Source organism: Alphaproteobacteria bacterium, from assembly GCA_019635875.1.
Taxonomy (GTDB): Bacteria; Pseudomonadota; Alphaproteobacteria; order Reyranellales; family Reyranellaceae; genus JAFAZJ01.
The window spans coordinates 912,952-936,001 of the sequence record JAHBYP010000001.1; the positions used below are offsets into that span (position 1 = coordinate 912,952).

Annotated in this window: 24 protein-coding genes; 18 read left to right on the plus strand and 6 right to left on the minus strand. The window is 68.0% G+C overall.

The features are described from left to right. Nucleotides 1-43 precede the first annotated feature (43 nt). On the plus strand, nt 44-772 hold the full coding sequence (locus KF889_04590; GenBank protein MBX3498700.1) for a winged helix-turn-helix transcriptional regulator: 729 nt from the start codon (nt 44-46) through the stop codon (nt 770-772). 205 nt (nt 773-977) lie between these two features. Here KF889_04590 and KF889_04595 read toward each other — a convergent pair whose 3' ends face one another. Continuing rightward, the gene (locus KF889_04595) at nt 978-1,442 is read right to left on the minus strand and encodes a PaaI family thioesterase (protein ID MBX3498701.1); all 465 of its coding nucleotides are present in this window, start codon (nt 1,440-1,442) and stop codon (nt 978-980) included. Between the two features lie 28 nt (nt 1,443-1,470). Here KF889_04595 and KF889_04600 point away from each other — a divergent pair, with 28 nt between their 5' ends. The 7 genes from KF889_04600 to KF889_04630 all read left to right on the plus strand — a co-directional run bounded on the left by KF889_04600 (nt 1,471) and on the right by KF889_04630 (nt 7,567). Continuing rightward, nucleotides 1,471-2,028: a DUF488 domain-containing protein gene (locus KF889_04600; GenBank protein ID MBX3498702.1), complete on the plus strand. Its 558-nt coding sequence runs from the start codon at nt 1,471-1,473 to the stop codon at nt 2,026-2,028. Between the two features lie 10 nt (nt 2,029-2,038). Further along, nucleotides 2,039-2,914: a sulfurtransferase gene (locus tag KF889_04605; GenBank protein ID MBX3498703.1), complete on the plus strand. Its 876-nt coding sequence runs from the start codon at nt 2,039-2,041 to the stop codon at nt 2,912-2,914. Between the two features lie 5 nt (nt 2,915-2,919). Then, nucleotides 2,920-3,405, plus strand: a complete 486-nt coding sequence (locus KF889_04610) for a hypothetical protein (GenBank protein ID MBX3498704.1) — start codon at nt 2,920-2,922, stop codon at nt 3,403-3,405. Nucleotides 3,406-3,423: 18 nt separating this feature from the next. After that, entirely contained in the window at nt 3,424-3,795 is a 372-nt protein-coding gene (locus KF889_04615) for a hypothetical protein (protein MBX3498705.1), read from the plus strand. A 224-nt stretch (nt 3,796-4,019) separates the two neighbouring features. Continuing rightward, complete coding sequence (locus tag KF889_04620) at nt 4,020-5,645, plus strand: twin-arginine translocation signal domain-containing protein (GenBank protein MBX3498706.1); 1,626 nt, start codon at nt 4,020-4,022, stop codon at nt 5,643-5,645. Between the two features lie 13 nt (nt 5,646-5,658). Next, nucleotides 5,659-6,609: an ABC transporter permease gene (locus KF889_04625; protein ID MBX3498707.1), complete on the plus strand. Its 951-nt coding sequence runs from the start codon at nt 5,659-5,661 to the stop codon at nt 6,607-6,609. Nucleotides 6,610-6,619: 10 nt separating this feature from the next. Beyond that, a complete protein-coding gene (locus KF889_04630) occupies nt 6,620-7,567 on the plus strand; it encodes an ABC transporter permease (protein ID MBX3498708.1) in 948 nt (315 codons plus the stop codon). Nucleotides 7,568-7,703: 136 nt separating this feature from the next. Here the strand turns inward: KF889_04630 and KF889_04635 are convergent, their stop codons facing one another. The 3 genes from KF889_04635 to KF889_04645 form a co-directional block, all read right to left on the minus strand. Beyond that, nucleotides 7,704-8,690, minus strand: coding sequence for a dipeptide ABC transporter ATP-binding protein (locus KF889_04635; protein ID MBX3498709.1), 987 nt, complete (start codon nt 8,688-8,690; stop codon nt 7,704-7,706). Beyond that, complete coding sequence (locus KF889_04640; GenBank protein MBX3498710.1) at nt 8,690-9,664, minus strand: ABC transporter ATP-binding protein; 975 nt, start codon at nt 9,662-9,664, stop codon at nt 8,690-8,692. The genes KF889_04635 and KF889_04640 overlap by 1 nt, the downstream gene beginning before the upstream one ends. Nucleotides 9,665-9,805: 141 nt before the next feature. Beyond that, entirely contained in the window at nt 9,806-10,627 is an 822-nt protein-coding gene (locus tag KF889_04645) for an SDR family oxidoreductase (GenBank protein MBX3498711.1), read from the minus strand. A gap of 59 nt (nt 10,628-10,686) precedes the next feature. Between KF889_04645 and KF889_04650 the strand changes: the two genes are divergently transcribed. Then, nucleotides 10,687-11,712 carry an amidohydrolase gene (locus KF889_04650; GenBank protein ID MBX3498712.1) on the plus strand — a complete coding sequence of 342 codons (1,026 nt, stop codon included), beginning with the start codon at nt 10,687-10,689 and terminating at the stop codon, nt 11,710-11,712. Here KF889_04650 and KF889_04655 read toward each other — a convergent pair. Next, the gene (locus KF889_04655; protein ID MBX3498713.1) at nt 11,709-12,029 is read right to left on the minus strand and encodes a 2Fe-2S iron-sulfur cluster binding domain-containing protein; all 321 of its coding nucleotides are present in this window, start codon (nt 12,027-12,029) and stop codon (nt 11,709-11,711) included. The two genes, KF889_04650 and KF889_04655, sit on opposite strands and share 4 nt — an antisense overlap. Before the next feature lie 136 nt (nt 12,030-12,165). Between KF889_04655 and KF889_04660 the strand changes: the two genes are divergently transcribed. Genes KF889_04660 through KF889_04670 form a run of 3 tightly spaced genes read left to right on the plus strand, consistent with a single transcriptional unit; the run spans nt 12,166 to nt 14,584 of the window. Beyond that, the gene (locus KF889_04660; GenBank protein ID MBX3498714.1) at nt 12,166-13,431 is read left to right on the plus strand and encodes a Rieske 2Fe-2S domain-containing protein; all 1,266 of its coding nucleotides are present in this window, start codon (nt 12,166-12,168) and stop codon (nt 13,429-13,431) included. After that, a complete protein-coding gene (locus tag KF889_04665; GenBank protein MBX3498715.1) occupies nt 13,428-13,949 on the plus strand; it encodes an aromatic-ring-hydroxylating dioxygenase subunit beta in 522 nt (173 codons plus the stop codon). Before KF889_04660 ends, KF889_04665 begins: the two co-directional genes overlap by 4 nt. Then, on the plus strand, nt 13,949-14,584 hold the full coding sequence (locus KF889_04670; GenBank protein ID MBX3498716.1) for a TetR family transcriptional regulator: 636 nt from the start codon (nt 13,949-13,951) through the stop codon (nt 14,582-14,584). The genes KF889_04665 and KF889_04670 overlap by 1 nt, the downstream gene beginning before the upstream one ends. Here KF889_04670 and KF889_04675 read toward each other — a convergent pair. After that, nucleotides 14,561-15,589 (minus strand): extradiol ring-cleavage dioxygenase, encoded by a 1,029-nt coding sequence (locus tag KF889_04675; protein MBX3498717.1) that lies wholly within the window; start codon nt 15,587-15,589, stop codon nt 14,561-14,563. The two genes, KF889_04670 and KF889_04675, sit on opposite strands and share 24 nt — an antisense overlap. 108 nt (nt 15,590-15,697) lie before the next feature. On the opposite strand from KF889_04675, the gene KF889_04680 reads away from it, so the two are divergent. The 6 genes from KF889_04680 to KF889_04705 all read left to right on the plus strand — a co-directional run bounded on the left by KF889_04680 (nt 15,698) and on the right by KF889_04705 (nt 22,982). After that, on the plus strand, nt 15,698-16,903 hold the full coding sequence (locus KF889_04680; protein MBX3498718.1) for an ABC transporter substrate-binding protein: 1,206 nt from the start codon (nt 15,698-15,700) through the stop codon (nt 16,901-16,903). Further along, nucleotides 16,903-17,559, plus strand: coding sequence for a TetR/AcrR family transcriptional regulator (locus tag KF889_04685; GenBank protein ID MBX3498719.1), 657 nt, complete (start codon nt 16,903-16,905; stop codon nt 17,557-17,559). Before KF889_04680 ends, KF889_04685 begins: the two co-directional genes overlap by 1 nt. Before the next feature lie 25 nt (nt 17,560-17,584). Then, complete coding sequence (locus KF889_04690; GenBank protein ID MBX3498720.1) at nt 17,585-19,210, plus strand: long-chain fatty acid--CoA ligase; 1,626 nt, start codon at nt 17,585-17,587, stop codon at nt 19,208-19,210. 18 nt (nt 19,211-19,228) lie between these two features. Beyond that, complete coding sequence (locus KF889_04695) at nt 19,229-20,410, plus strand: acyl-CoA dehydrogenase family protein (GenBank protein ID MBX3498721.1); 1,182 nt, start codon at nt 19,229-19,231, stop codon at nt 20,408-20,410. Between the two features lie 2 nt (nt 20,411-20,412). After that, nucleotides 20,413-21,534, plus strand: a complete 1,122-nt coding sequence (locus tag KF889_04700) for an acyl-CoA/acyl-ACP dehydrogenase (GenBank protein MBX3498722.1) — start codon at nt 20,413-20,415, stop codon at nt 21,532-21,534. A gap of 167 nt (nt 21,535-21,701) precedes the next feature. Beyond that, a complete protein-coding gene (locus KF889_04705) occupies nt 21,702-22,982 on the plus strand; it encodes an acyl-CoA dehydrogenase family protein (protein ID MBX3498723.1) in 1,281 nt (426 codons plus the stop codon). Nucleotides 22,983-23,050 lie beyond the last annotated feature (68 nt).

The following is a 23,050-nucleotide window of genomic DNA, read 5'->3' on the forward strand; positions in this document are numbered from 1 at the left end:
GGACCAGCTATACTCCCGGAGACAATTCGGTGGAGGCCGAAGCATGGTTACGACCAACCGCCTGTCGGAGACCGCCGCCCTGATGGGCGATCCGGCGCGCGCCTCGATGCTGCTGGCGCTGATGGACGGCAAGCCGCGCCCGGCGACCGATCTCGCCGCCCAGGCGCGGGTGACGCCGCAGACCACCAGCGGGCATCTGTCCAAGCTGGTCGCCGCGGGGCTGCTCGCGGTCGACCAGCAGGGACGTCATCGCTACTACCGGCTTGCCGACGTCTCCGTGGCCGAGGCGCTCGAGGCGGTGATGGCGGTCGCCGCGCGCACGGCGCAGACGCCGGCCAGGCCGGCGCCGGCCAGCGCGGCATGGCGGCGCGATTCGCGGCTGCGGCGCTGCCGCACCTGCTACGATCATCTCGCCGGCCAGGTCGGCATGGCGATCGCGGACTCGCTTTCGCGCAATGGTCATATCGAGGCGGCGCCGGGCAAGGACTGGCTGGTCACCGCGCGCGGCGAGCTGTTCTGCCGCAAGGTCGGCGTCGACATCGACGGCGCGCGCAGCGTGGCCGAGACCGGCCGCCGCCATTTCGCGCGCCAGTGCCTGGACTGGAGCGAGCGGCGCCCGCACATCGCCGGCGCGCTGGGCGCGGCGATCGCCGACCTGTTCTTCAGCCGCGGCTGGGCGCGACGGCGCAGCGACGGGCGCGCCGTGGATCTCACGCCGGCGGGAGAAAAGGCGCTGGCGAAGCTGTTCCGCGCCGAGGTGGCCGAGGCATAGAGCGCCGCGCGCAAGACGAGGTTCACCCTGCTCGGGACGGCAGAGGCTTGTGCGTTTCGCCGAAGGCCGGCGACGCGACAGCGTCCGCCTCCGGCGGAATACCTGTTCCTTTCCCCTTCCTTTCCCTTCCCTTCCTTTCCCAACTGTGCCGGCACAGGTCCGGCACTGTGCCGGGTTCGCCGACGCCGCTCATGGATCCCCTGGTTCAGTCCTTGCGGCGCGGGCTGAGCAGGGCGAAGACGCCCTGGCCGGTCGCCAGCGTGTGGCGGCGGCAATAGAGGCGGGCCGTGACATAGGCCACCTCGCCGTCGAAACCGGTGCAGTCGGCGGTGCCCTCGACCCAGTCGTTGAGCCTGGTGTTGTTGAGATAGTCGAGCTGCAGCCGGAGCGTCACCGCGCGCCGCCGGGTCGCCAGCCACACGGCGCTGCCCATGGTGGTGTCGAGGAAGGCGCTCAGCAGCCCGCCATGGATGATGCCGAGCGCATTGAGATGATGCGGCAGCACGCGAAAGCCGCGGATCAGCCGGCCGGCCTCGTCGTATTTCTCGTACCACGGCCCGTTATGCGTGGTGTAGCCGCCGCGGCCGGTGAGCTGGACGAAGCCTTCGGGCGGCGGGGCCGGCGTCGGCGCGGGACGCTCGCGGGCGGCATGTTCTGGCGGTACGCTCATGCCCGCCCTTTAGGCAAGCGCGGCGACGATGTCCATCTTCACCATCGGCCATTCCAACCACCCGATCGAGCGCTTCGTGGCGCTGCTGCGCGACGCCGGCGTCACGCTGCTCGCCGATGTGCGCTCGACGCCGTACTCGCGCCGCGTGCCGCACTTCAACCGCGAACGCCTGCGCGACACACTGAAGGCAGCCGGCATCGACTATCGCCATCTCGGCGGCGCGCTGGGCGGCAAGCCGCAGGGCGGCGAGCGCGACTACATCGCGATGGCGCGCACGCCGGCGTTCATCGCGGCGCTCGACGCGGTGATGGAGGAGTCGTCAAGGCAGCCGCTCGCCCTGATGTGCGCCGAGCGCGAGCCGCTGGATTGTCACCGCACGATTCTCGTCTCGCGCCATCTCGCGACGCGCGGCGCCGACATCGTGCATCTGCTGGCCGACGGCGGGCGCGCGGCGCATGCCGATATCGAAGCGCACCTCGTCGCGTGGTATGAGCGTCGTGCCGGCCCGCTGCTGGCCGAGCGCGATCCGGCACGCCGACTGGCCGCGGCCTATGACGAACGCGGCGCGGCGATGACCGGTCGATGAGGATGATCCGATGCGCGAACCACAGGCCCTGATCAGCACCGAAGCGCTCGCCGCCCGACTGGGCGAGGCCGATCTGCGCATCTTCGACTGCACGACCTATCTCGAGACGCCGCCGCCCGGCGTCGAGGAACCCTACATCGCGGTGGCGGGCCGCAAGACCTTCGAGGAGGCGCATATCCCCGGCGCCGATTTCCTCGACCTGCAGGGCGAGTTCTCGCGCAACGACACGCGGCTGCGCTTCATGCTGCCCGATGTCGCTGCGCTCGAGACCGCCTTCGGCCGGCACGGTGTCGACCCGGCCAGGCAGCTCGTGCTCTACAGCGTCGGCACCATGATGTGGGCGACGCGCTTCTGGTGGATGCTGCGCGCGCTGGGCCATCCCAAGGTCGCGGTGCTCGACGGCGGCTTCGACAAGTGGCGCGCCGAGGGCCGGCCGGTCGAGAGCGGGCCGCCCCGGGGCTATCCGCCGGCGCGCTTCAAGGCGTCGCCGCGTGCCGGCCTGTTCGTCGGTCGTGACGAGGTACGGGCGGCGATCGGCAGGCCCGGCACCGTGACCGTCAACGCGCTGGGCCCGCAATTCCATGCCGGGCTGACGGCCAGCCGATACGGCCGGCCGGGGCGTGTGCCGGGCAGCGTCAACGTCTCGGCCGTGACCCTGATCGATCCCGCGACCAAGGGCTTCACCGCGCTGGCCGACGCGCAGGCAAAGTTCGCGGCCCAGGGCGTGACGCCGGACAAGAAGGTGATCGCCTATTGCGGCGGCGGCATCTCGGCGACGCTCGATCTCTTCCTGCTCCACCAGCTGGGCTACGACGACCTGACGCTCTACGACGCCTCGATGGGCGAGTGGGCCAGGGACGAATCGCTGCCGATCGAGACGGACTGAATGCGATGGAAGCAGTCCGCTACATCGATGCGATCACGCAGCGCTACGCCAGCCTGGGCTACGCGCCCTATCGCTGGTATGTCGCCGGCGAGGCGCCGCCCTTTGCGCCGCTGAAGAAGACGCTCTCGCGGTCGCGGCTCGGCGTGCTGACCACGTCGGGCTGCTACGTCGCCGGCCAGGTGGCCTTTCACTACAAGGACGACGCCTCGATCCGCCTGATCCCGATGGACACGCCCACCGATCGGCTGCGCTTCGCCCACATCACCGAGAACTACCTGGTCGACGCGCGGCGCGATCCCGAGTGCCTCGTGCCGCTGACCGCGCTGCGCAGGCTGCGCGACGAAGGCGTCGTCGGCGAGCTGGCCGATGCGGCGATCTCGTGCATGGGCGGCATCTACTCGCAGCGCCGCGTGCGCGAGGAGCTGATCCCGCAGGTCGAGGGAGTCTTCAGGCAACAGGCGGTCGACGTCGCGCTGCTCGTGCCGATGTGACCCGTCTGTCACCAGACCGTGAGTCTGGCCGCCCGTCACCTCGAAGCGCTCGGCATGCCGACGCTCTGTCTCGGCAGCGCGCTCGATATTCTCCAGGCCGGCGCGCCGCCGCGCGCGGTCTTCGTCGACTATCCGCTGGGCCACAGCACCGGCAGGCCGTTCGATCGCGCCAATCAGGAACGCATCGTGCGCGCCGCGCTGACGGCGTTCGAGAAGATGAATGCACCAGGCGGGATCGTGCGGCTCGACGCGTCGTGGAATGACGAGGCGTGGCGCGCTGCGGCAGCGGCGACTCGCGGCGACGACACGCGCATGCCGCGCGATACCTCGCCGCAATACCAGACCGAGGATGATCGGCGCCTCGCCGAAGGCAGGACGCAGCATCGTTGAGTCCCGCCGAGCTTTCACCAAGTCGTCATCGGCGCGCTGACGATGTCGGAAAGGTGAGCGTTGACATTCCCGCCAATGTCGTCAGGTTTCTACCCGTCCGCATCACAGCGTATTCCGACTGACGGAATCGGACGTAGCGTAGTTCCGTGGAGCATTCGATCGAGTAGCAGTACGACCAGATAGCCAAACTCGGCCCATAAAACCTCAAGCAGGGAGGCTTCGTCATGACCGGCGAAAACAAGAAGGGTCCCGAACAGTCACGGCGTAACTTTCTCAAGTCGACCACGGCGCTGGCAGGCGCCGCGATGGTCGGGCTGCCGGCGCACGAGGCCGCGGCGGGCAAGAAGCACCCCAAGCGTGGCGGCACGCTGCGCTTCGGCACGCGCGATGACTCCGTGGGGCTCGATACCCATCGCAACATCATCTATTTCGTGTCCCATCCACTGACCGGCATCACCGGCGGCCTGGTCGACTTCGACGACAAGATGGAGCCCAAGCCCGCCATCGCCGAGTCGTGGGACACCTCGGCCGACCTCAAGACCTGGACCTTCAAGCTCAGGCGCGGCGTGGAGTACCACAACGGCCAGACGATCGACGCCGAGTCGGTCAAGTGGAACATCGAGCGGATCAAGGATCCCAAGATGAGCCACGCCTTCACGCGTTCGGTGGTGTCCGGCGTGGAGCGCGTCACGGTGGACGACAAGCACACGGTGCGCTTCCACCTCAAGGAGCCGGACGTCGCGCTCGACATCAACCTCATCTACTACCCGGTCAACCTGATGGCTCCGGGCGCCGCCGACAAGGCCGACACCGAACCGGTCAATTGCGGCCCGTTCAAGTTCAAGTCTTGGCGCCGCCACGACCGGTGCGAGCTGGTCCGCTTCGAGAACTTCTACGAGACGGACGCCGAGGGCAACTCGCTGCCCTACCTCGATGGGCTGATCGGTATGCCCAAGAAGGAGGACCGCGTGCGGCTGACGGCGCTACGCGCCAACGAGGTCGATCTCATCGACAACGTCGCCTACGCCGACGCGGCGGCGTTCAAGAAGGACCATGGCACGACGTACGAGACCTGGCCGGTGCCGCAAGTCGGCACGGCCATGATGTTCTTCAACCTGAAGAACGGCCTGCTGTCGGACAAGGACAATCCCGACGCCCATCTGCTCCGGCAGGCCATCGCCCACGCCATCGATCGCGAAGGCATCCATCAGGCGGTGTTCAACGACATTGGCTCGATCGCCAACGGGTTCTACAGCGAAGCCAGCCCGTGGCATCCCAAAGGCATCGAGCCGTCGTCCAAGTTCGATCTCGACAAGGCCAAGGCGCTGCGCAAGAAGGCGAAGGGCGGCGACGAGCGGCTCACCATCATCGCCAACGACACCTTCCCCTACATGCAACAGTCGGGCGAGCTTGTGCATGCCATGCTCAAGGACGCCGGGTTCAACGTCGTGCTCGAGATCCTGCCATCGCCGGTGATGCTGGAGAAGCAGAGCAAGGGCGACTACAACATCGACTCGACGGCGAATTCATATCGTCTCGACCCGGACGGCTGGTTCGGCCGCAACATCCTGTCGAGTGCGCCGGAAAACCGCCGCCGCGTCGGCTACAAGAACGAGAAGGCCGACCAGATCATCATCGCGGCGCGCCAGGAGCGCGACCGGGCCAAGCGCCGGCAGATGTATGCCGACGTCGAGGCGCTGGTTAACCGCGACCTGCCGATGCTCTACACGCACTACGTGCCGCTGCTGATGGCCGGCCACCGTGCCCGCGTCAAGGGCTATGCGCCGTCCTTCTCCGGGCCGTGGAGCTACGCCGGCGCCGGCATGCGTCGTACCTGGATCGAAGGCTGAGGCGCGACGGGCGATGCTCGCCTACATCCTGCGCCGCATCGCCCAGCTCGTCCCCGTCATCCTGGTGCTGACGGTGGTGGTGTTCTGCTTCGTCGAGGCGCTGCCGGGTTCGATCGTCGACACGCTGGTCGGTACCGAGGGTGGCGACATCGAAGAAGCGCGCGCGATTCTCAGGAAGGAGTATGGGCTCGACCGGCCGATCTACGAGCGCTACGCACTGTGGCTCGTCCGCGTCGCCGAGTTCGATTTCGGCAACTCGCTGGTGACGCGGCGGCCGATCTCGACCGAGCTGCTGAGTCGCATCCCGGCGACGGTGTACCTCGCCGCCGTCGGGATCTCGCTCTCCATGCTGATCGCCGTGCCGCTGGGCACGCTCGCCGCCGTGCGTCGCAACACGGCGGTCGACTATACCGCGCAGGTGACGTCGCTGGCCGGGATATCGATACCCGAGTTCTGGTTCGCGATCCTCTGCGTGCTGCTGTTCTCGCTCTACCTCGGCTGGTTGCCCTCATCCGGATACGTCAGCCCATTCGAGGACTTCTGGGGCAGTCTTCAGTTCCTCATCCTGCCGGCGGCGGCGATCGGCTTCCGGCAGGCAGCGTTCACGACCCGCCTCACGCGGTCGAGCATGCTCGACGAGCTGAGCAAGGAATATGTCGACACCGCGCGCGCGATGGGTCTGCGGGAGCGGCGGGTCATCTTCCGCTACACGTTGCGCAACGCCATGATCCCGACCATCACGATCAGCGGCCTGCAGCTGGCCAACTTGCTCGGCGGCACGGTGGTGCTGGAATCCATCTTCGCCTGGCCGGGCATCGGCCGCGCGATCTTCGAGGCGATCCTGCAGCGCGACTATCCGCTGATCCAGGCCGGTGTGCTCGTCCTGGGCGTAATCGTCGTTGTCATGAACTTGCTGGTTGACCTGACGTACAGACTTCTCAATCCGCGCGTCAAACTGGCGTAGGTGGCTCGACATGTCCGAACTGGAAGCCGGCAAGCTGGTTGATGTCGCCTACGAGCGGCGGGTGCCGCCGGCACCTCCGCGCCTTCAGCGTCTCATGGCTGCGCTCTCCAACGCCTGGTACGAGTTGCGCAAGAGCCGCACGGCCACGATTGGCGCGGTGATGCTCGTGCTGCTGTTCGGTGCCTGCATCGCCACACCGTGGATCGCCACCCACGATCCGATCAAGCAGAACTACCGCGCCCGCCTCGCGCCGCCTTCGGAGCAGCATTTGCTGGGAACGGACCGGCTCGGACGCGATATCTACTCAAGGCTGCTGTACGGCGGGCGGCGTCTGGTGACGATAGCCGTCGTGGCGGTCGCGCTCGGGCTGCTGCTCGGTGTGCCGTTCGGCGTGCTCGCGGGCTACTGGGGCGGGATGGCCGACACGTTGGGAATGAGAATTGTCGACGGGCTGCTCGCTTTCCCGGGATTGCTTCTCTACCTCCTCTTCGTGACGGTGGCGCAGGCCTGGAAGTTCGAAGGGGTGATGATCGACATCGTCCTTGTGGGAGCGCTCGGCCTGGCCGGCATGCCGGAGATCGCACGACTTGCCCGCGGCTCGGTGCTGGCGGAAAAGCAGAAGGAGTATGTGGAGGCGGCGCGCGCCATGGGCGATTCGTCGGTGCGGATCGCCCTGAGCCAGGTCCTGCCCAATATCGTATCGCCGCTGATTGTCACCGCCACCGTGCGGTTGGGCTTCGTGATTCTGATCGTGGCGGCGCTGTCGTTCCTGGGTCTCGGGACGCCGCCGCCGACGCCCGACTGGGGCGCCGATCTCAGCGCCGCGCGCGACTACATGGAGACGCATCCGCTCATGGCGGCCTTCCCCGGCCTCGCCATCTGCTACACCGTGCTCGCCTTCAACCTGTTCGGCGACGGCCTGCGGGATATCCTCGACCCACGGTTGGCCGAACGCTGAAGCCGGCTGGAGCGGTTCACATGTCATCCTCGGGGCCGTCCGCGGCCCCTTTAGCGCAGCGAGGGGTCCAGGGAAGCGGCCTGGGTCCCCGCTGCGCTCGGGATGACAGGGTGAATCTGATTGTGCGTGCGTCGATCTAGAGGTTGTGGCAGGCGACCTGGCGGTCGCCGCCGACATCGACCAGCGGCGGCGCGACCTGTGAACAGACGGACGTCTCTCGCGGGCAGCGGCCGCACAGCCGGCAGCCGGGGGGCGGATCGATCGGCGTCGATATCTCCCCCTTGAGCGTGAGCTTGGGCGGCGGCTTGTCGGGATCCGCCTCCGGCACGGCCGCGAGCAACGCCCTCGTGTAGGGATGCAGCGGACTCTCGAAGATCGCCGCCGCCGGCCCGGTCTCGACGATCTTGCCGACATACATCACCGCAACCCGGTCGCTGATGTGGCGGATCACGCTGAGATCGTGGGCGATGAACAGGTAGGTGAGGCCCAGCTCCTGCTGAAGATCGCGGAACAGGTTGAGGATTTGCGCCTGGATCGACACGTCGAGGGCCGAGACCGGCTCATCGCCGATCACCAGGTCGGGATCGACCGACAGCGCGCGGGCGATGGCGATGCGCTGGCGCTGGCCGCCGGAGAATTCGTGCGGGTAGCGATCGATATGCTCGATGCCCAATCCGACGCGCCGCAACAGCTCCAGCACCCGGCTGCGCTTCTCGGCCCAGTTCGATGCCAGGCCGTGTATCTCCATCGGCCGGCTGAGGATCTGCATGATGGTCTTGCGCGGGTTGAGCGAGGAGTAGGGGTCCTGGAAGACCAGCTGGATCTCCTTGCGCGCCTCCTTCATGCGGGACGAGGAGAATGCCAGCAGGTCCTCGCCGCGCAGCTTGACCTCGCCCGAGGTCGGCTCGATCAGCCGCGTCACCAGCCGCGCCGTGGTCGACTTGCCGCAGCCGCTCTCGCCCACCAGGCCCAGCGTCTCGCCGCGGCGGATGTGGAAGTCGATGCCGTCGACCGCTTTGAGCAGCTGCGCCTTCTCGCCCGCCAGCCTGGAGTAGATGTCGGCGTGCAGGGCGAAGTGCTTGGTCAGTCCCTTGACCTCGAGCAGGGTTTCGGTCGCGGCCATCACTGGCGTCCGTGCAGGTGGCAGGCGGCGAGGTGGCCCGGCGCGACCTCGCGCAGGGGTGGGATCTCGCGCTTGCAGATCTCCATGGCGTGGGCGCAACGCGGGTGGAACTTGCAGCCCTGCGGCGGGTCCATCATGTTGCAGACGGTGCCGGTGATCGGCGTCAGGTACTTCGCCTGCGTGTCGAGCCGCGGGATCGAGTTCAGCAGGCCCACCGTGTAGGGATGCTGCGGATTGCGGAAGATCTCGCGCTTGGAGCCGAGCTCGACCAGGTGCGAGGCGTACATCACGCCGATCGTGTCGCAGGCGTGGGCGACAACGCCCAGGTTGTGCGTGATGAAGATCAGCGACATGCCGAAGCGCTCGATCATGCTGGTGATCAGCTCGAGGATGGTCGCCTGGATGGTGACGTCGAGCGCCGTGGTCGGCTCGTCGGCGATCAGGAAGGTGGGGTTGCACGACAGCGCCATGGCCAGCATCACGCGCTGGCGCATGCCGCCGGAGAACTCGTGCACGTAGCTGTCGAGCCGCTTGCGCGGCGAGGGAATGCCGACCAGCGCCAGCAGCTCGACGACGCGCTCGCGCGCCTCCTGCTTGCTCAGTCCGAGATTGGTGCGCAGCGCGTCGGAGATCTGCGCGCTCACGGTGAACACCGGGTTGAGCGCGCTCATCGGCTCCTGGAAGACCATGGCGATGCGTCGCCCGCGTAGCGCGCGCATTTCCGCATCGCCCATCTCCAGCACGTCGCGGCCCTCGAAGACGATGCGGCCGCGCGGGATTTCGCCCGGCGGATCGGGGATCAATCGCATGATGGAGCGCGCCGTCACCGACTTGCCCGAGCCCGATTCGCCGACGAGCCCGAAGGTCTCGCCGCGATGGACGGTGAAGGATACGCCATCGACGGCGGTCAGCTCGCCGCGGCGCAGGCGAAAGCGCACGGTGAGGTCGTCGAGTGCCAGAACCGGCTCGGCCATGTGCGTCTCGCTCGTCGCGGTTTGGTTGGATTCACGCGCGTACGACGGGCAACTCCCTGTCGAGCGAAAAGGTACGGTGATGTCGGCGACGACGCAACCGCGCAGAGGTCACGATCCGGAAGTCGGTTCGCGGAGCGGTCTTTAGACGGTCTCGCGCGCCGGACTCCAGGCCCAGTAGCGCGCCACGGCGCCGGCGTCGACGCGCAGGTCGGTGCCGGTGATCATGTCGGAATCGTCGCCGGCGAGGAACACCGCGGCGCGGCCATAGTCGCTGGGCCGCGGAAGCCGCTGCATCGGCACGCCGCGGCGGAAGCCGTCGAAGACTGCGTCGCGCGCCGGATTGGGCCGCGGCGCCGTCCTGCCCCAGCGCTGGGCACGGGCATCCGACTCGGCGGGATCGGTGGCGGTGGGCGTGAGGCTGTTGACGCGGATGCCGTGACCCACGAGCTCCATCGCCGCCGAGCGGGTGAAGTTCAGCATGCCGCTCTTGGCGGTGCAGTAGGCGATGTTGTCAGGCTCGCCCTGGTGCCCCGCGGTGGAGATGATGTTGATGATCGCGCCCTTGACCTGGCGGTCGATCATCGACTGCGCGACGTGCTTGGTGAACAGGAAGGCGCCGGTGAGGATCACGCCGATCTGCTTCTCCCACTCGGGCAGCGGCATGCTCAGCACGCCCTTCTTGTTGAAGATCACGGCGTTGTTGACCAGCACGTCGATCCGGCCGAACTCGGCGCAGGCCTCCTCGACGGTGCGCCTGACCTGGTCCTGATCGAGCACGTCGCAGACCTTGCCCGAGGCGCGCCCGCCCGCCGCCCTGATCGCGTTGGCGCAATCCTCGGCGTTGGCCCGGGCGGCGTCGACGCAGACCAGGGCGGCGCCTTCCGCCGCCAGCGCTTCGGCGATGCCGCCGCCGATGTTCGGGCTGGTGCCGGTGACCAGCGCGACCTTGCCCTTGAGCTTCATGGCGTTCTCCCTTGCGCTGGACCTGCCTCGGCCGATGGCGAATAAATGCGCCGACCATTATGGACAGCGAGGGCCGGTCGGTGACCAGCGGAGCGATCGACATCCACACGCATATCGTGCCGGCGAGCTTTCCCGCCTATGCCGGCCGCCACGCCAACGCCCGCTGGCCGTCGATGGAGCCGGCGCATGATTGCCATCACCGCAACGTCATGATCGCCGGCAAGGTGTTCCGCACCGTCAGCGACCACAGCTGGAGCATCGAGCGGCGGCTCGAGGTGATGGAGGCCTGCCGCGTGCACCGGCAGGTGCTGTCGCCGATGCCCGAGCTGCTGTCCTACTGGCTCGAGCCCGAGGACGCGCGGGTGATGTCGCGGCACGTCAACGACGTCATCGCCGCCATGGTGCGGGACGGCAGGGGCCGCTTCGGCGGGCTGGGCATGGTGCCGCTGCAGGACCCCGACATGGCCGCGCGCGAGCTCGAGCTGCTGATGCAGGGCGGCGGCTTCCATGGCGTGGAGATCGGCACCAACGTCAACGGCGTGTCGATCGGCGATCCGCGCTTCGCGGTCTTCTTCCAGGCGGCCGAGGCGCTGGGCGCGGCGGTCTTCGTGCATGCGCTGCATCCCGCCGGCACCGAGCGGCTGATCGGGCCGCCCAACATGCCGGCGCTGGCGCTGTTCGGCTGCGAGACCTCGACGGCCATCGTCTCGCTGATGATGGCCGGTGTGATCGCGCGTCATCCGAGACTGCGCATCGCCTTCAGCCACGGCGGCGGCGTCTTCGGCCTGGTGCTGCCGCGCGTCCTGCATGGCTGGAACTCGGTGCCCGGCATGCGCGAGACGGTGAAGGAATCGCCGGCCGCGCAGGCGCGCCGGCTGTTCTACGACACGCTGGTCTACGACCGCGACACGCTCGCCTTCCTGATCGAGCGCTTCGGCGTCACCCAGCTCTGTGTCGGCACCGATCATCCCTTCACCATCGAGGAGCGCGATCCGGTGGGCGCGATCGAGGCGTTGGCGCTCGAAGCCGGCCAGCGCGACCTCCTGCTGTCGGGCAACGCACGGCGCTTCCTCGGCGCCGCCTAGTGCTGGCTGGCCGGCACCTTCAGGCGCAGGCCGTCGAGGCCGTCATTGACGGTGATCTGGCACGACAGCCGCGACGTCTCGTTCACATGCGGCGAGAACTGCAGCATGCCGTCCTCGTCGTCGGCCCTGGGCGGCAGGCGATCGGACCAGTCCGGCGCGACATAGACCATGCAGGTGGCGCAGCTGAGCGCGCCGCCGCAATCGGCGTCGATGCCCGGCACGTTGTTCTGCACCGCGCCGATCATGACCGACTGCCCGTTGGGGATGTCGATGGTCCGCTCGCGGCCGTCCGCTGTCTCGAACGTGATCTTCGCCATGTCGTCCCCGATTGACCGTCAGGCTGGAAGGGGTATACGATTTCGAACAAGTGTTAGATAGTGGATTGCGCCGCATTCGGCAAGACCTGGGAGGGACGCCCGAATGGACACCTATGTTGCACCCACGGCGAGAACCATGAGCGGCCTGGTGATCGAGGACCGCGAACGCCACCTGTTCCGCGTCGCCCGCCGCGCCTTCACCGACGACGACGTGCTCGCCGGCGAGCGCGACACCATCTTCGATCGCTGCTGGCTCTATCTCGGCCACGGCTCGGAGATCGCCGGCAACTGCGACTTCATCACCCGGGCCGTCGGCGGCCGCGAGCTGATCTTCAACCGCGACCGCGGCGGCGCGGTGCACGCCTTCCTCAACACCTGCCCGCATCGCGGCGCGATGGTAGTGCGCGAGAAGAAGGGCAATGCGCTCGCCTTCCGCTGCTTCTATCACGGCTGGTCGTTCAACGTGAACGGACGCTTCGCCTCGCGCTTCGAGGAGGGCAACTACGGCAAGGAGCACTATGGCGGCGGCTGCGCCGACCTGACGCAGGTGCCCCGGCTCGAGCAGTATCGCGACTTCTGGTTCGTCAATTTCGACCGCAACGCGGTGCCGTTGGCGGACTACCTGGCGGGCGCCAGGGAATATATCGACCTGGTCGCCGACCAGTCCGAGGCCGGCATGGAGATCGTCGGCTCCGGCCAGCAATACGTCATCAACGCCAACTGGAAGCTCCTGGCCGAGAACAGCATCGACGCCTTCCACGGCTTCCCGGTGCACAGCACCTATTTCGACTACCTCAAGAACATCGGCAGCCTGCGCATGGAGCAGGGCGGCTCCGACTTCACCGCGCGCGGCATGTCCAATCTCGGCAATGGGCATGCCGTCATCGAATACGCCTCGCCCTGGGGCCGGCCGATCGCGCGCTGGGTGCCGTCGTGGGGCGAGGAGAAGCGCGAGGTGGTCGAGCAGCTGCGCCAGGGACTGGTCCGGCGCTTCGGCGCGGAGCGCGGCACGCGCATCGCCGAGACCAGCCGCAACATGCTGATCTTCCCCAACCTGGTGATCAACGACATCATGGCGATCACCGTCCGCACCTTCATGCCCGACGCGCCCAACCGCATGACGGTGAGCGCCTGGGCGCTGGGCGCGCGCGGCGAGGACCACGACCTGCGCAAGCTCAGGCTGTTCAACTTCCTGGAGTTCCTGGGACCCGGCGGCTTCGCCACGCCCGACGACCAGGAAGCGCTGGAGAACTGCCAGCGCGGCTACAGGAACGCGCGCGAGGTCGGCTGGAACGACATCTCCAAGGGCATGCCGCGTTCGGGTCCGCCGATGAACGACGACGAGGAGCAGATGCGCTGCTTCTGGCGCCAGTGGCGCGACCGCATGGAGGGCGCGCGATGAGCCCCGATGCCGGCCTGGCGCCGGGCCTGCCCGCCGACCAGAGCGGCCTGCGCGCGCGCATCGAGGATTTCCTCTATCTCGAGGCCGACCTGCTCGACGAATGGCGCATCGAGGAGTGGTTCGCGCTGTTCGCCGAGGGCGCGACCTACGAGGTGCCGCCGACCGGCGAGGCCGACGAGACCGATCCGGCGACCTCGCTGTTCTACATCGCCGACGACTACGTGCGGCTGCGCGAGCGCGTCGTGCGCCTGTCGAAGAAGGAGGCGCATTCGGAGTTCCCCCGCTCGCGCCAGCGCCATATGATCGGCAACGTGCGCATCACCGGCATGAACAACGGCGTCGCCGACGTGACCTGCAATTTCGTCACCTACCGTGCCAAGCGCGGCGTGGTCGACACCTATTACGGCAAGCATGTCTACCGCATCGACTGCGCGGCGCAGCCGTGGAGGATCAGGGCCAAGCGCTCGATCCTCGGCATGGATATGCTCTATCCCGGCAAGCTCACGATCATCGTCTGATGCAGGCCGCGCCCTCGACCGAGACCAAGCTCACCAAGGCGGAGAAGACCCGGGCGCGCCTGATCGAGGTCGCCAAGCGGCTGTTCCAGGAGCACGGCTCGGACGAGGTGACCGTGCGCACCATCGCGGCGGCGGCCAATATCGAGGCCGGCAGCATCTACTACCACTTCGCCTCGCGCGACGAGATCATGCGCGCGGTGCTGGAAAGCGGCGTCGAGGGCGCGCGCCAGCAGGTGATGCGCGCCATCGAGGCGGCCGGCGTCGGCAGCTCGCCCCTGGTCCGCCTGCGCGCGGCTCTGGGCGCGCATTTCAAGTACACGCTGCGCGAACACTTCTCCTCGCGCCTGAAGTCGATCCGTCGTCTGCCCAAGCGGCTGCGCGAGCAGCACATGAAGCAGGAACGCGAGTACGCCGCGATCTTCGCCGGCCTGCTGCGGGAGGCCGAGCGCGGCGGCCTGCTGAAGAGCGGCTTCGACCTGTCGGTGGTGCGCATGCTGGCCATGGGCGCGCTCACCTGGGCGGCCGAGTGGTTCGACCCCGAGGGCGAGATGAGCGCCGACGAGGTGGCCGACGAACTGATGCGCGTGCTGAGCGGCGGGATCGTGCGCGGCTCAGGCGATCAGGAACGCCTTTGACGAATTGAAGATCCAGGTGTCGACGAAGCCGGTTTCGCGCGGTGGGCGCTTGAGCTCGCTGAGCGCGCCGGCCAGGCACGACCAGTTCAGGATCTCCTGCTGGCCGCTGTCCTCGACCTGGGCGCCGGTATAGTTGCGCCAGGTCGCCCAATCGGCGTCGCGCAGCGCCTCGTACATCCGCCGGTCGGCCGGCGTGTCGGGATAGAGGTATTGGTTCTTCGCCGTCAGGAAGGCGTGCGACCAGCCCGACGAAGCCAGCAGCGCGACGCGATAGGGCGAGTCGGCGAGAATCCGCGCCGTGGCGGCACCGAGGTCGAACAGCCGTCCGGGCGTCGGTGCCGGCGGGTCGAGATCCTCGTCGGCGATGACGCGGTCGAACACCGGCAGGCCGCCGCGCTGTGCCAGCACGCGCCTGCCGTAGCAATTGATGGCGAAGGGCACGATGGGATAGCCGAAGCCGCCGCGCGCGTAGTCGAGATACATGATGGCGTTGCTGAAGGCGTGGCCGATCGGATGGTGCAGCGGCTTGTAGGCGTAGGCCGTGTCGAAGCCGTCCTCGATCAGCCGGCCGGCCAGCATCTTGGCGGCCGCGCGATGGCCCGGCAGGTCGTAGACCTTGTCGGCCTCGCCCCAGACATTGCCCGGCGGCACCGCGAACCTGAAACGGTCATAGGCGGCGATGCAGTAGGGCGGAACGACGTCCTCCTTGAAGTTCTCGTACTGGTCGTCGCCCCAGATCAGCACGAAATCGGGACTGAATGCGTCGAGCGCGGCGCGCGTGCGCGTGAGCCAGTCGACGAGGACGGCGCGATGGCGCGCGGCGGCCGAGACGCCCTCGTCGTTGCCCCATTCGTCGCGCATCGCCGCCGGCCAGCCCGGCGGCGCGCGCAGCGCCTCCGGCAGGTTCGGATTCTGCAGCATGCGCTTGAGAATCCAGGCCATGCGGTCGTCCGGACCCCACAGCGGCGGGTAGTGCGAGATACCCAAAGCGAGGATTTCGGCCATGGCGATTTCCTAACAAATGGTAGAATCCCAGTTTACAAGCCGGCTGGACTGTTTTTAACTGATTGATGACCGGTCCGTCGAGAGGCCGGCGGTGGACAGGAGGAGGCGATGCGTTCAAGCACGTGGATATGGGTGGCGTTGGGGCTGGTCCTTGCGGGCGGCGCCGGGGCGCAGACGACGAAGAAGTACGATCCAGGCATCACCGACACCGAGATCCTGATCGGCCACAGCGCGCCGTTCAGCGGCCCGGCCTCGGCCTTCGGCATCTACAGCCGGGTCGAGCAGGCGTACTTCAAGGCGGTCAACGATCGCGGCGGCATCAATGGACGCAAGATCAGGTTCATCGCGCTCGACAACGGCTTCAACCCGCCCAAGGCGCTGGAAGCCTCGCGCAGGCTGGTCGAGGAGGATGGCGTGTTCTGCGAGGTCGGCACCGTGGGCACGCCGACCAACTCGGCGACCCAGCGCTACCTCAACAGCAAGAAAGTGCCGCAGCTGCTGATCTCCGCCGGCGGCAGCAAGTTCAACGATCCCAGGCAGTATCCCTGGACAGTGCCGTTCTACCCGTCCTTCGACGTCGAGGCCGGCGGTTACGCCAAGTACATCCTCAAGACCAGGCCGAACGCCAAGATCGCGATCCTCTACCAGAACGACGACTACGGTAAGGACTACCTCAACGGCTTCAAGCGCGGGCTCGGGCAGGCGAATCTGAAGATGATCGTCGCCGAGGCGAGCTACGAGCTGACCGACGCCACGGTCGACTCGCAGATCATCAACCTGGCAGGCTCCGGCGCCGACGTCTTCCTGAACTTCACCACGCCGAAATTCGCCGCCCAGGCGATGCGCAAGGCCAACGACCTGAAGTGGAAGCCGATGCAGCTCGTCGCCAGTCCCGGCAGCTCGGTGCAGGCGGTGCTCAAGGTCGTCGGCTTCGAGAACGTCGTCGGGGTCATGACCGCGCAGTTCTTCCGCGAGCCGGGCGATCCGGCGTGGGCGAAGGATCCGGCGGTGAACGCCTATCTCGACTTCATGAAGAAGTACGCGCCCGGCGACTCGCCGCTCGACGCCATCGGCGTCTCCGGCTACCACAATGCCCAGATGGTCGAGCATGTGCTGACCCGGGCAGGCCACGAGCTGACCCGCCAGAACGTGGTCAGGCAGGCGACGACGCTGAAGAACGTGACATTGCCGATGCTGCTGCCCGGCATGACGCTGAACAACACGCCGGACGACTACCGCGCCTATCACAGCTTCCGGCTGTCGCGGTTCGACGGCAAGGGCTGGGTCGAGGTCGAGACGGTGAAGTCGGACTGATGTCGCTCCACGAAGCCACGGCGGGGCGGCCGGTCAAGGCCCGCCGCCCCGCCGCGAAACCCCGGCGCACGCAGGCCGAGCGCACGCACGAGACGCGCACGCGCATCCTCGACGCCGCCGTCGACATGCTGCATCGCAAGGGCTACGCCGAGTTCCGCACCGCCGATGTGGCCAAAGCGGCCGGCGTGTCGCGCGGCGCGCAGCTGCACCACTTCGCCACCAAGGAGAAGCTGGTCTTCGCCACCATGGAGCACGTGTTCAACAGGGTGAAGGAGACCAGCGAGCGGCGCGCTAGAACGCTGCGCAAGCACGAGGATCCGCTGGAGCGTATCATCGCCGACGCGCGTGAATTCTTTTTCAGCCCGTCGTTTTTCATCGCGCTCGATATCGGCACATCGATCACCAACGCGCGCCTGCGCCGCAAGCACATGGTGATGGTGCGCGCGGCGCGGCTGTCGGCGGAGCAGGCCTGGCGCGAGGCGCTGATCGCCGCCGGGCTGTCGGAGAGGACCGCCGACGACGTGCTGTGGCTGACGCTCGCCCTGGTGCGCGGTCTGGCCGTGCGCATGCTCTGGCAGAACGAGCCGGAGCATTTCGACCGCCTGCTGGCGCTGTGGCGCAGGATCGTCGAGGGCCACGTCAAGCCGGCGCGATAGACGTCCGGCGCAATCGGAGGAAACCATGCGCGGATTGATGATGGATGCCCCGCTGCTGATCTCCTCGCTGATCGAGCACGCCGCGCGCGTGCATGGCGGCACCGAGATCGTGGCGCGCACCGCCGAGGGCGGCCTGCATCGCACGAGCTATGGCGAGACCTGCCGACGGGCCAGGCGACTGGCCGCCGCCCTGGCGCGCCTGGGCGTGAGATCGGGCGAGCGTGTGGGCTCGCTGGCCTGGAACACGCATCATCACCTCGAGCTGTTCTACGGCGTGTCGGGCAGCGGCGCGGTGCTGCACACCATCAACCCGCGTCTGTTCGACGAGCACCTCGTCTATATCGTCAACCACGCCGAGGATTCGTGGATCTGCCTCGACGCCGCGACCCTGCCGATCGCCGAGCGCATCGCGCCGCGCGCACCGGGCGTCAAGGGCTGGATCTACATGAGTGTCGATCCCGAGCCTCCGGCCAGCAGCCTCGAGCTGCTGAGCTACGAGCGCCTGCTGGCGGCGGAGGGCGACGACTACGAGTGGCCGGTCCTCGACGAGCGCCAGGCTTCGGTGATCTGCTACACGTCGGGGACGACCGGCCAGCCCAAGGGCGTGGTCAACTCGCACCGCTCGACCCTGCTCAGCGCGCTGATCATGAGCACCGCCGACATGATCGGCGGCTATCGCTCGGGCGCGCGCGAGGTGGTGATGCCGATCGCGCCGATGTTTCACGGCAATGGCTGGCAGATGGTCTACACCGCGCCGCTCAGCGGCCAGGGCATGGTGCTGCCGGGGCGCAATTTCGAGCCCGACAAGCTCTACGAGCTGATGGCCCATGAAGGCGTGACCATGGCCGCCTGCGTGCCCACGGTGTGGATGAGCCTGGTCGATCATCTCGATCGCAACGGCCTGCGGCTGCCGACGCTGCGCGCCGCCCTGATCGCCGGCACCAAGCCGCCGCGCGCCCTGGTCGAGGCGCTGGAGATGCGTCACGGCATCGAGGTCGGCCAGTGCTGGGGAATGACCGAGGCGCTGGGCGTCACCAAGTGCAGCATGCCGCCCGGCCTGGCCGACGCGCCGCTCGAGGCGCGCATCGACCAGAAGCTGCGCCAGGGACGGGTCGCCTTCGGCACGCGCCTGCGCATCGTCGACGACGAGGGCAGGGAGCTGCCGCAGGACGGCGTCGCCTACGGCCACCTGCAGGCGCGCGGTCCCTGCGTCGCCGCCGGCTACCTCAAGCAGGACGGCGGCTTCACCGACGGCTGGCTGCAGACCGGCGACGTCGCGCGTCTGTCCGCCGACGGCACGGTCGAGATCGTCGACCGCTCCAAGGATGTCATCAAGTCCGGCGGCGAGTGGATCAGCAGCGCCACGGTCGAGAACGCCGCCATGGGCCATCCTGACGTGGCGCAGGCCGCGGTCATCGGCGTGCATCATCCGCGCTGGCAGGAGCGGCCGCTGCTGGTCGTCGTGCGACGGGCGGGCAGGCAGGTGAGCCGCGATGCGCTGCTCGAGTATCTGCGGCCGCTGATGGCGTCGTGGTGGCTGCCCGACGACGTCGCATTCGTCGACGCGCTGCCGATGACGGCTACCGGCAAGGTGCACAAGGTGACGCTGCGCGAGCAGTTCAAGGATTTCACCTCGAGCGCCGCAGCCTAGATCGCAACGGAGGACGCCATGGATTTCGAGTTGCCCGGCGAGGACCATCCCGCGCGCAAGCCCGTGCGTGCCTGGTTCGAGGCCAATCCGCGTCCCGGCGGCCGGCAGCTGGCCGAGGCCGGCTTTGTGGTGCCGCATTGGCCCAGGCCGTGGGGACTGGCCGCCGACTCCGAGCTGCAGCTGATCGTCGACCAGGAGATGAAGCGCGCCGGCGTCTCGCCGCCGCGCAATCCCGTCGCCGTCAACAATTGCGCGCAGTCGCTGCTCACCCACGGCACGGATGCGCAGCGCGAACGCTTCCTGTGGCCGGCGCTCGCGGGCGAGGAGACCTGGTGCATGCTGTTCAGCGAGCCGTCGGGCGGCTCGGATCTCGGCGCACTGCGCACCGTGGCGCGCCGCGATGGCGACCACTACGTGGTGAAGGGCCACAAGATCTGGACCTCGCTCGCGCACAAGGCAAAGGTCGGCGTGCTGGTGGCCCGCACGCATCCGGACCTGCCCAAGCACAAGGGCCTGTCGCAGTTCCTGATCGACATGGACGCGCCGGGCATCCGCATCCGGCCGATCATCGACATGTCCGGCCACGAGAACGAGTACAACGAGGTTTTCCTCGAGGACGTGCGCATTCCCGCCGACCGGCTGCTGGGCAAGGAGGGCGAAGGCTGGGCGCTCAGCGTCACCCAGCTGCAGACCGAGCGCGTGGCGCTGTCGAGGCCGGGCGCGATCTGGGGGCACGGGCCTTCGGCGCGCGAGCTGGTCGAGGGGCTTTCCGAGATCGGCGCCCTCAACGACGGCGCGCTGCGCGACGAGGCAGCGCATGTCTATATCGAGGGCGAGATCCTGCGCCTGCTGGCCTACCGCTCGCTCAGCGACCGCATGAACGCAAAGGCCCCCGGACCGGAGGGCGCGATCCACAAGATGCTGGCGGCGCCGCACGGCCAGCGCGTCGTCGATCTCGCCAAGCGCGCCCAGGGACCGCGCGGCATGATCGCGGGCGAGCGGCCGTTCCCGTCGCAGCTCGCCGACGGCCACGATCCCTACGACGACTGGGACTACGCCTTCTGGTTCAGCCACGCCGTCACGCTGGGCGTCGGCACGCAGGAGATCCTCAAGAACGTCGTCGCCGAGCGCATGCTGGGGCTGCCGCGCGAGCTCGATCCGACCGCGCAGCTGCCGTGGTCCCAGACCAGGAGGACGTGAGCATGAACTTCTCCCTGGGCGAGGATCATCTGCTGCTGCGCCAGTCCGCGCGCGCCTTCCTGGAGAAGGAGATCTCGCTGGGACGGGTGCAGGTGCCGGGCGCCACGGTCGCCGATGCCGGCTACGAGGCCAACTGGCGCAAGATCGCGGCGATGGGCTGGCCGGGCGTCGTCGTCGAGGAGGAGTTCGGCGGCCTGGCTTTGGGCTGCATCGAGCTGGCGATGATCCTGGGCGAGATGGGCCGCACCTTGGCACCCAGTCCGTTCCTCGGCACCCTGCTCGGCACCTGGGCGATCCAGAAGGGCGGCTCGCCGCAGCAGAAGCGCACCATCCTGCCGGGCGTGGCCACCGGCGAGACGACCTTGGCGCTGGCGATCGCCGAGGCGGACGGCTCGGTCGACGGTCCGTGTCGCGAGGCGCTCGCGCGCCGGCAGTCCGGCAATTTCCGTCTGACCGGCGTGAAGTCGTTCGTCATCGATGCGGCAGCCGCCGCCTGGCTGGTGGTTGCCGCCCACGACGAACAGGCCGGGCGCCGCGCTTTCTTTCTCGTCGATGCGAAGCAGCCCGGTGTGCGGGTCGAGCTCCTGCCATGGCGCGATGTGACCCGGCAGGTTTGTGACGTGCGCCTTGCCGACGCGGTGGGCGAGCCGCTGGCGATGGCGGACGAGACCCTGTGGCCGTGGCTGCGTGATCGCCTGCTCTTCGCGCAGGCGGCCGAGAATGCGGCCGGCACGCACCGCGTGATGGAGATGACCTGCGACTATGCCAAGGAGCGCGTCGCCTTTGGCCGGCCGATCGGCACCTACCAGGCGATCAAGCACTCGCTGGCTGACATGCTGGGTCAGGCGGAATGCTGCAACGTCGCCGCCCTCTACGCCGCCTGGGCGCTGTCGGAATCCGACGCGCGCGCCTCGCTGGCGGCGGCGATGGCCAAGGCCTACACCAGCGAGGCCTATGTATCGGCCGCCCACCGCAGCATCCAGATCTTCGGCGCCATCGGCTTCACCTGGGAGATGGTCAACCATCTCTACTACAAGCGGGCACGGGCCAATGCCGAGCTCTTCGGCAACGCCCGGGCGCATCGCGAGCGGGTGATCGGCATGGTCACCGCCAGGGCGGCGTAGCCGCCCGGCCGATCGAAACCGGCCTCCGGGCCGTGCCCGTTCCGCAGCACGACGCCGACGTGGTTGTCGTTGCTCGCATGCAGGAATTGCGAGATTGACCCGGCACGTGCGGTCTGTCGGGATTGGGTGGCGAGAGATCCAGCCACACCACTTCCGAGGATATACCGATGAGCCAGCGCGCCGCGGCTGCCCGCCCCCACCACCGCCCCGATGTCGACGCCGAGCTCAACAATCTCGCCATGTCGAGCGTGGCGCAGCCGCTGTTCGACGCGGTCAAGAAGCACATCGCGGAGAACGTCGAGCCGATGGCTGAGGAGTTCTTCCGGCTGGGCGAGGGTCGCAAGGATCCGTGGAGCTGGGCGCCCGGCCAGCTCGAGCTGCTCGAGGTCGCCAAGAACAAGGCCAAGGCGTCGGGCCTGTGGAACTTCTTCCTGCCCGGCTCCGAGATCGGCCGCGGCTTGACCAACCTCGACTATGCCTATATCGCCGCCGAGCTGGGCAAGCAGCCGCTGGCGTCGGAGACGCTGAACTGCTCCGCGCCGGACACCGGCAACATGGAAGTGCTGGAGCGCGTCGGCACGCCGGCGCAGAAGGAGAAGTGGCTCAAGCCGCTGCTCAACGGCGAGATCCGCTCGGCCTACGCCATGACCGAGCCGAACGTCGCCTCGTCCGATGCCAAGAACATCACGACCCGCGCCGTGCTCGACGGCGACGAATGGGTGATCAACGGCGAGAAGTACTACATCTCCGGCGCCGGCGATCCGCGCTGCAAGATCATGATCACCATGGTCAAGACCAGCCCTGATGCGTCGCCGCAGTTCCAGCAGTCGCAGATCCTGGTGCCGATCGACACGCCCGGCGTGAAGATCCTCGGCCCGATGCATGTCTTCGGCCACGACCACGCGCCGCGCGGCCACATGCACATCAGGTTCGACGACGTGCGCGTGCCGCAGGAGAACATCCTGCTGGGCGAAGGGCGCGGCTTCGAGATCTCGCAGCTGCGGCTGGGGCCGGGCCGCATCCACCACTGCATGCGATCGATCGGCCAGGCGGAGCGGGCACTCGACCTGATGGTCAGGCGCGGCTCGACCCGGACGGCCTTCGGCAAGCAGCTCATCCAGCTCGGCAAGAACCTGGAGACGGTGTCGCGCGCCCGCATCGAGATCGAGGCGATGCGCCTGATGGTGCTGAAGGCGGCCAAGGCGATGGACGTGCTGGGCAACCGCGAGGCGCGCGTGTGGGTCAGCATGGTCAAGGCCATGGTGCCCGAGAAGGTCTGCCAGATCATCGACCAGGCGATCCAGATCCACGGCGCCACCGGCATCTCGCAGTGGACGCCGCTCGCCGAGATGTACCTGCACCAGCGGCATCTGCGGTTCGCCGACGGTCCGGACGAGGTGCATCACATGGTGGTGGGCCGCGCCGAGGTCAGCCGGCCGCGCGAGTAGCTCCCTGTCACCCCGAGCGGAGCGAGGGGTCTTTCGGGTTGCAGAAGGATCCCTCGCGATGCTCGGGA

Excerpts from the sequence above, each read along its gene's own strand:
- KF889_04695 (MBX3498721.1), top strand. The coding sequence starts at position 19,229 with ATGGATTTCGAGTTGCCCGGCGAGGACCATCCCGCGCGCAAGCCCGTG.
- KF889_04625 (MBX3498707.1), top strand. The coding sequence starts at position 5,659 with ATGCTCGCCTACATCCTGCGCCGCATCGCCCAGCTCGTCCCCGTCATC.
- KF889_04650 (MBX3498712.1), top strand. The coding sequence starts at position 10,687 with ATGGACAGCGAGGGCCGGTCGGTGACCAGCGGAGCGATCGACATCCAC.
- KF889_04610 (MBX3498704.1), top strand. The coding sequence starts at position 2,920 with ATGGAAGCAGTCCGCTACATCGATGCGATCACGCAGCGCTACGCCAGC.
- KF889_04675 (MBX3498717.1), bottom strand. The coding sequence starts at position 15,589 with ATGGCCGAAATCCTCGCTTTGGGTATCTCGCACTACCCGCCGCTGTGG.
- KF889_04705 (MBX3498723.1), top strand. The coding sequence starts at position 21,702 with ATGAGCCAGCGCGCCGCGGCTGCCCGCCCCCACCACCGCCCCGATGTC.
- KF889_04660 (MBX3498714.1), top strand. The coding sequence starts at position 12,166 with ATGAGCGGCCTGGTGATCGAGGACCGCGAACGCCACCTGTTCCGCGTC.
- KF889_04645 (MBX3498711.1), bottom strand. The coding sequence starts at position 10,627 with ATGAAGCTCAAGGGCAAGGTCGCGCTGGTCACCGGCACCAGCCCGAAC.
- KF889_04685 (MBX3498719.1), top strand. The coding sequence starts at position 16,903 with ATGTCGCTCCACGAAGCCACGGCGGGGCGGCCGGTCAAGGCCCGCCGC.
- KF889_04600 (MBX3498702.1), top strand. The coding sequence starts at position 1,471 with ATGTCCATCTTCACCATCGGCCATTCCAACCACCCGATCGAGCGCTTC.
- KF889_04690 (MBX3498720.1), top strand. The coding sequence starts at position 17,585 with ATGCGCGGATTGATGATGGATGCCCCGCTGCTGATCTCCTCGCTGATC.
- KF889_04605 (MBX3498703.1), top strand. The coding sequence starts at position 2,039 with ATGCGCGAACCACAGGCCCTGATCAGCACCGAAGCGCTCGCCGCCCGA.
- KF889_04640 (MBX3498710.1), bottom strand. The coding sequence starts at position 9,664 with ATGGCCGAGCCGGTTCTGGCACTCGACGACCTCACCGTGCGCTTTCGC.
- KF889_04595 (MBX3498701.1), bottom strand. The coding sequence starts at position 1,442 with ATGAGCGTACCGCCAGAACATGCCGCCCGCGAGCGTCCCGCGCCGACG.
- KF889_04635 (MBX3498709.1), bottom strand. The coding sequence starts at position 8,690 with ATGGCCGCGACCGAAACCCTGCTCGAGGTCAAGGGACTGACCAAGCAC.
- KF889_04680 (MBX3498718.1), top strand. The coding sequence starts at position 15,698 with ATGCGTTCAAGCACGTGGATATGGGTGGCGTTGGGGCTGGTCCTTGCG.
- KF889_04630 (MBX3498708.1), top strand. The coding sequence starts at position 6,620 with ATGTCCGAACTGGAAGCCGGCAAGCTGGTTGATGTCGCCTACGAGCGG.
- KF889_04620 (MBX3498706.1), top strand. The coding sequence starts at position 4,020 with ATGACCGGCGAAAACAAGAAGGGTCCCGAACAGTCACGGCGTAACTTT.
- KF889_04700 (MBX3498722.1), top strand. The coding sequence starts at position 20,413 with ATGAACTTCTCCCTGGGCGAGGATCATCTGCTGCTGCGCCAGTCCGCG.
- KF889_04590 (MBX3498700.1), top strand. The coding sequence starts at position 44 with ATGGTTACGACCAACCGCCTGTCGGAGACCGCCGCCCTGATGGGCGAT.
- KF889_04670 (MBX3498716.1), top strand. The coding sequence starts at position 13,949 with ATGCAGGCCGCGCCCTCGACCGAGACCAAGCTCACCAAGGCGGAGAAG.
- KF889_04665 (MBX3498715.1), top strand. The coding sequence starts at position 13,428 with ATGAGCCCCGATGCCGGCCTGGCGCCGGGCCTGCCCGCCGACCAGAGC.
- KF889_04655 (MBX3498713.1), bottom strand. The coding sequence starts at position 12,029 with ATGGCGAAGATCACGTTCGAGACAGCGGACGGCCGCGAGCGGACCATC.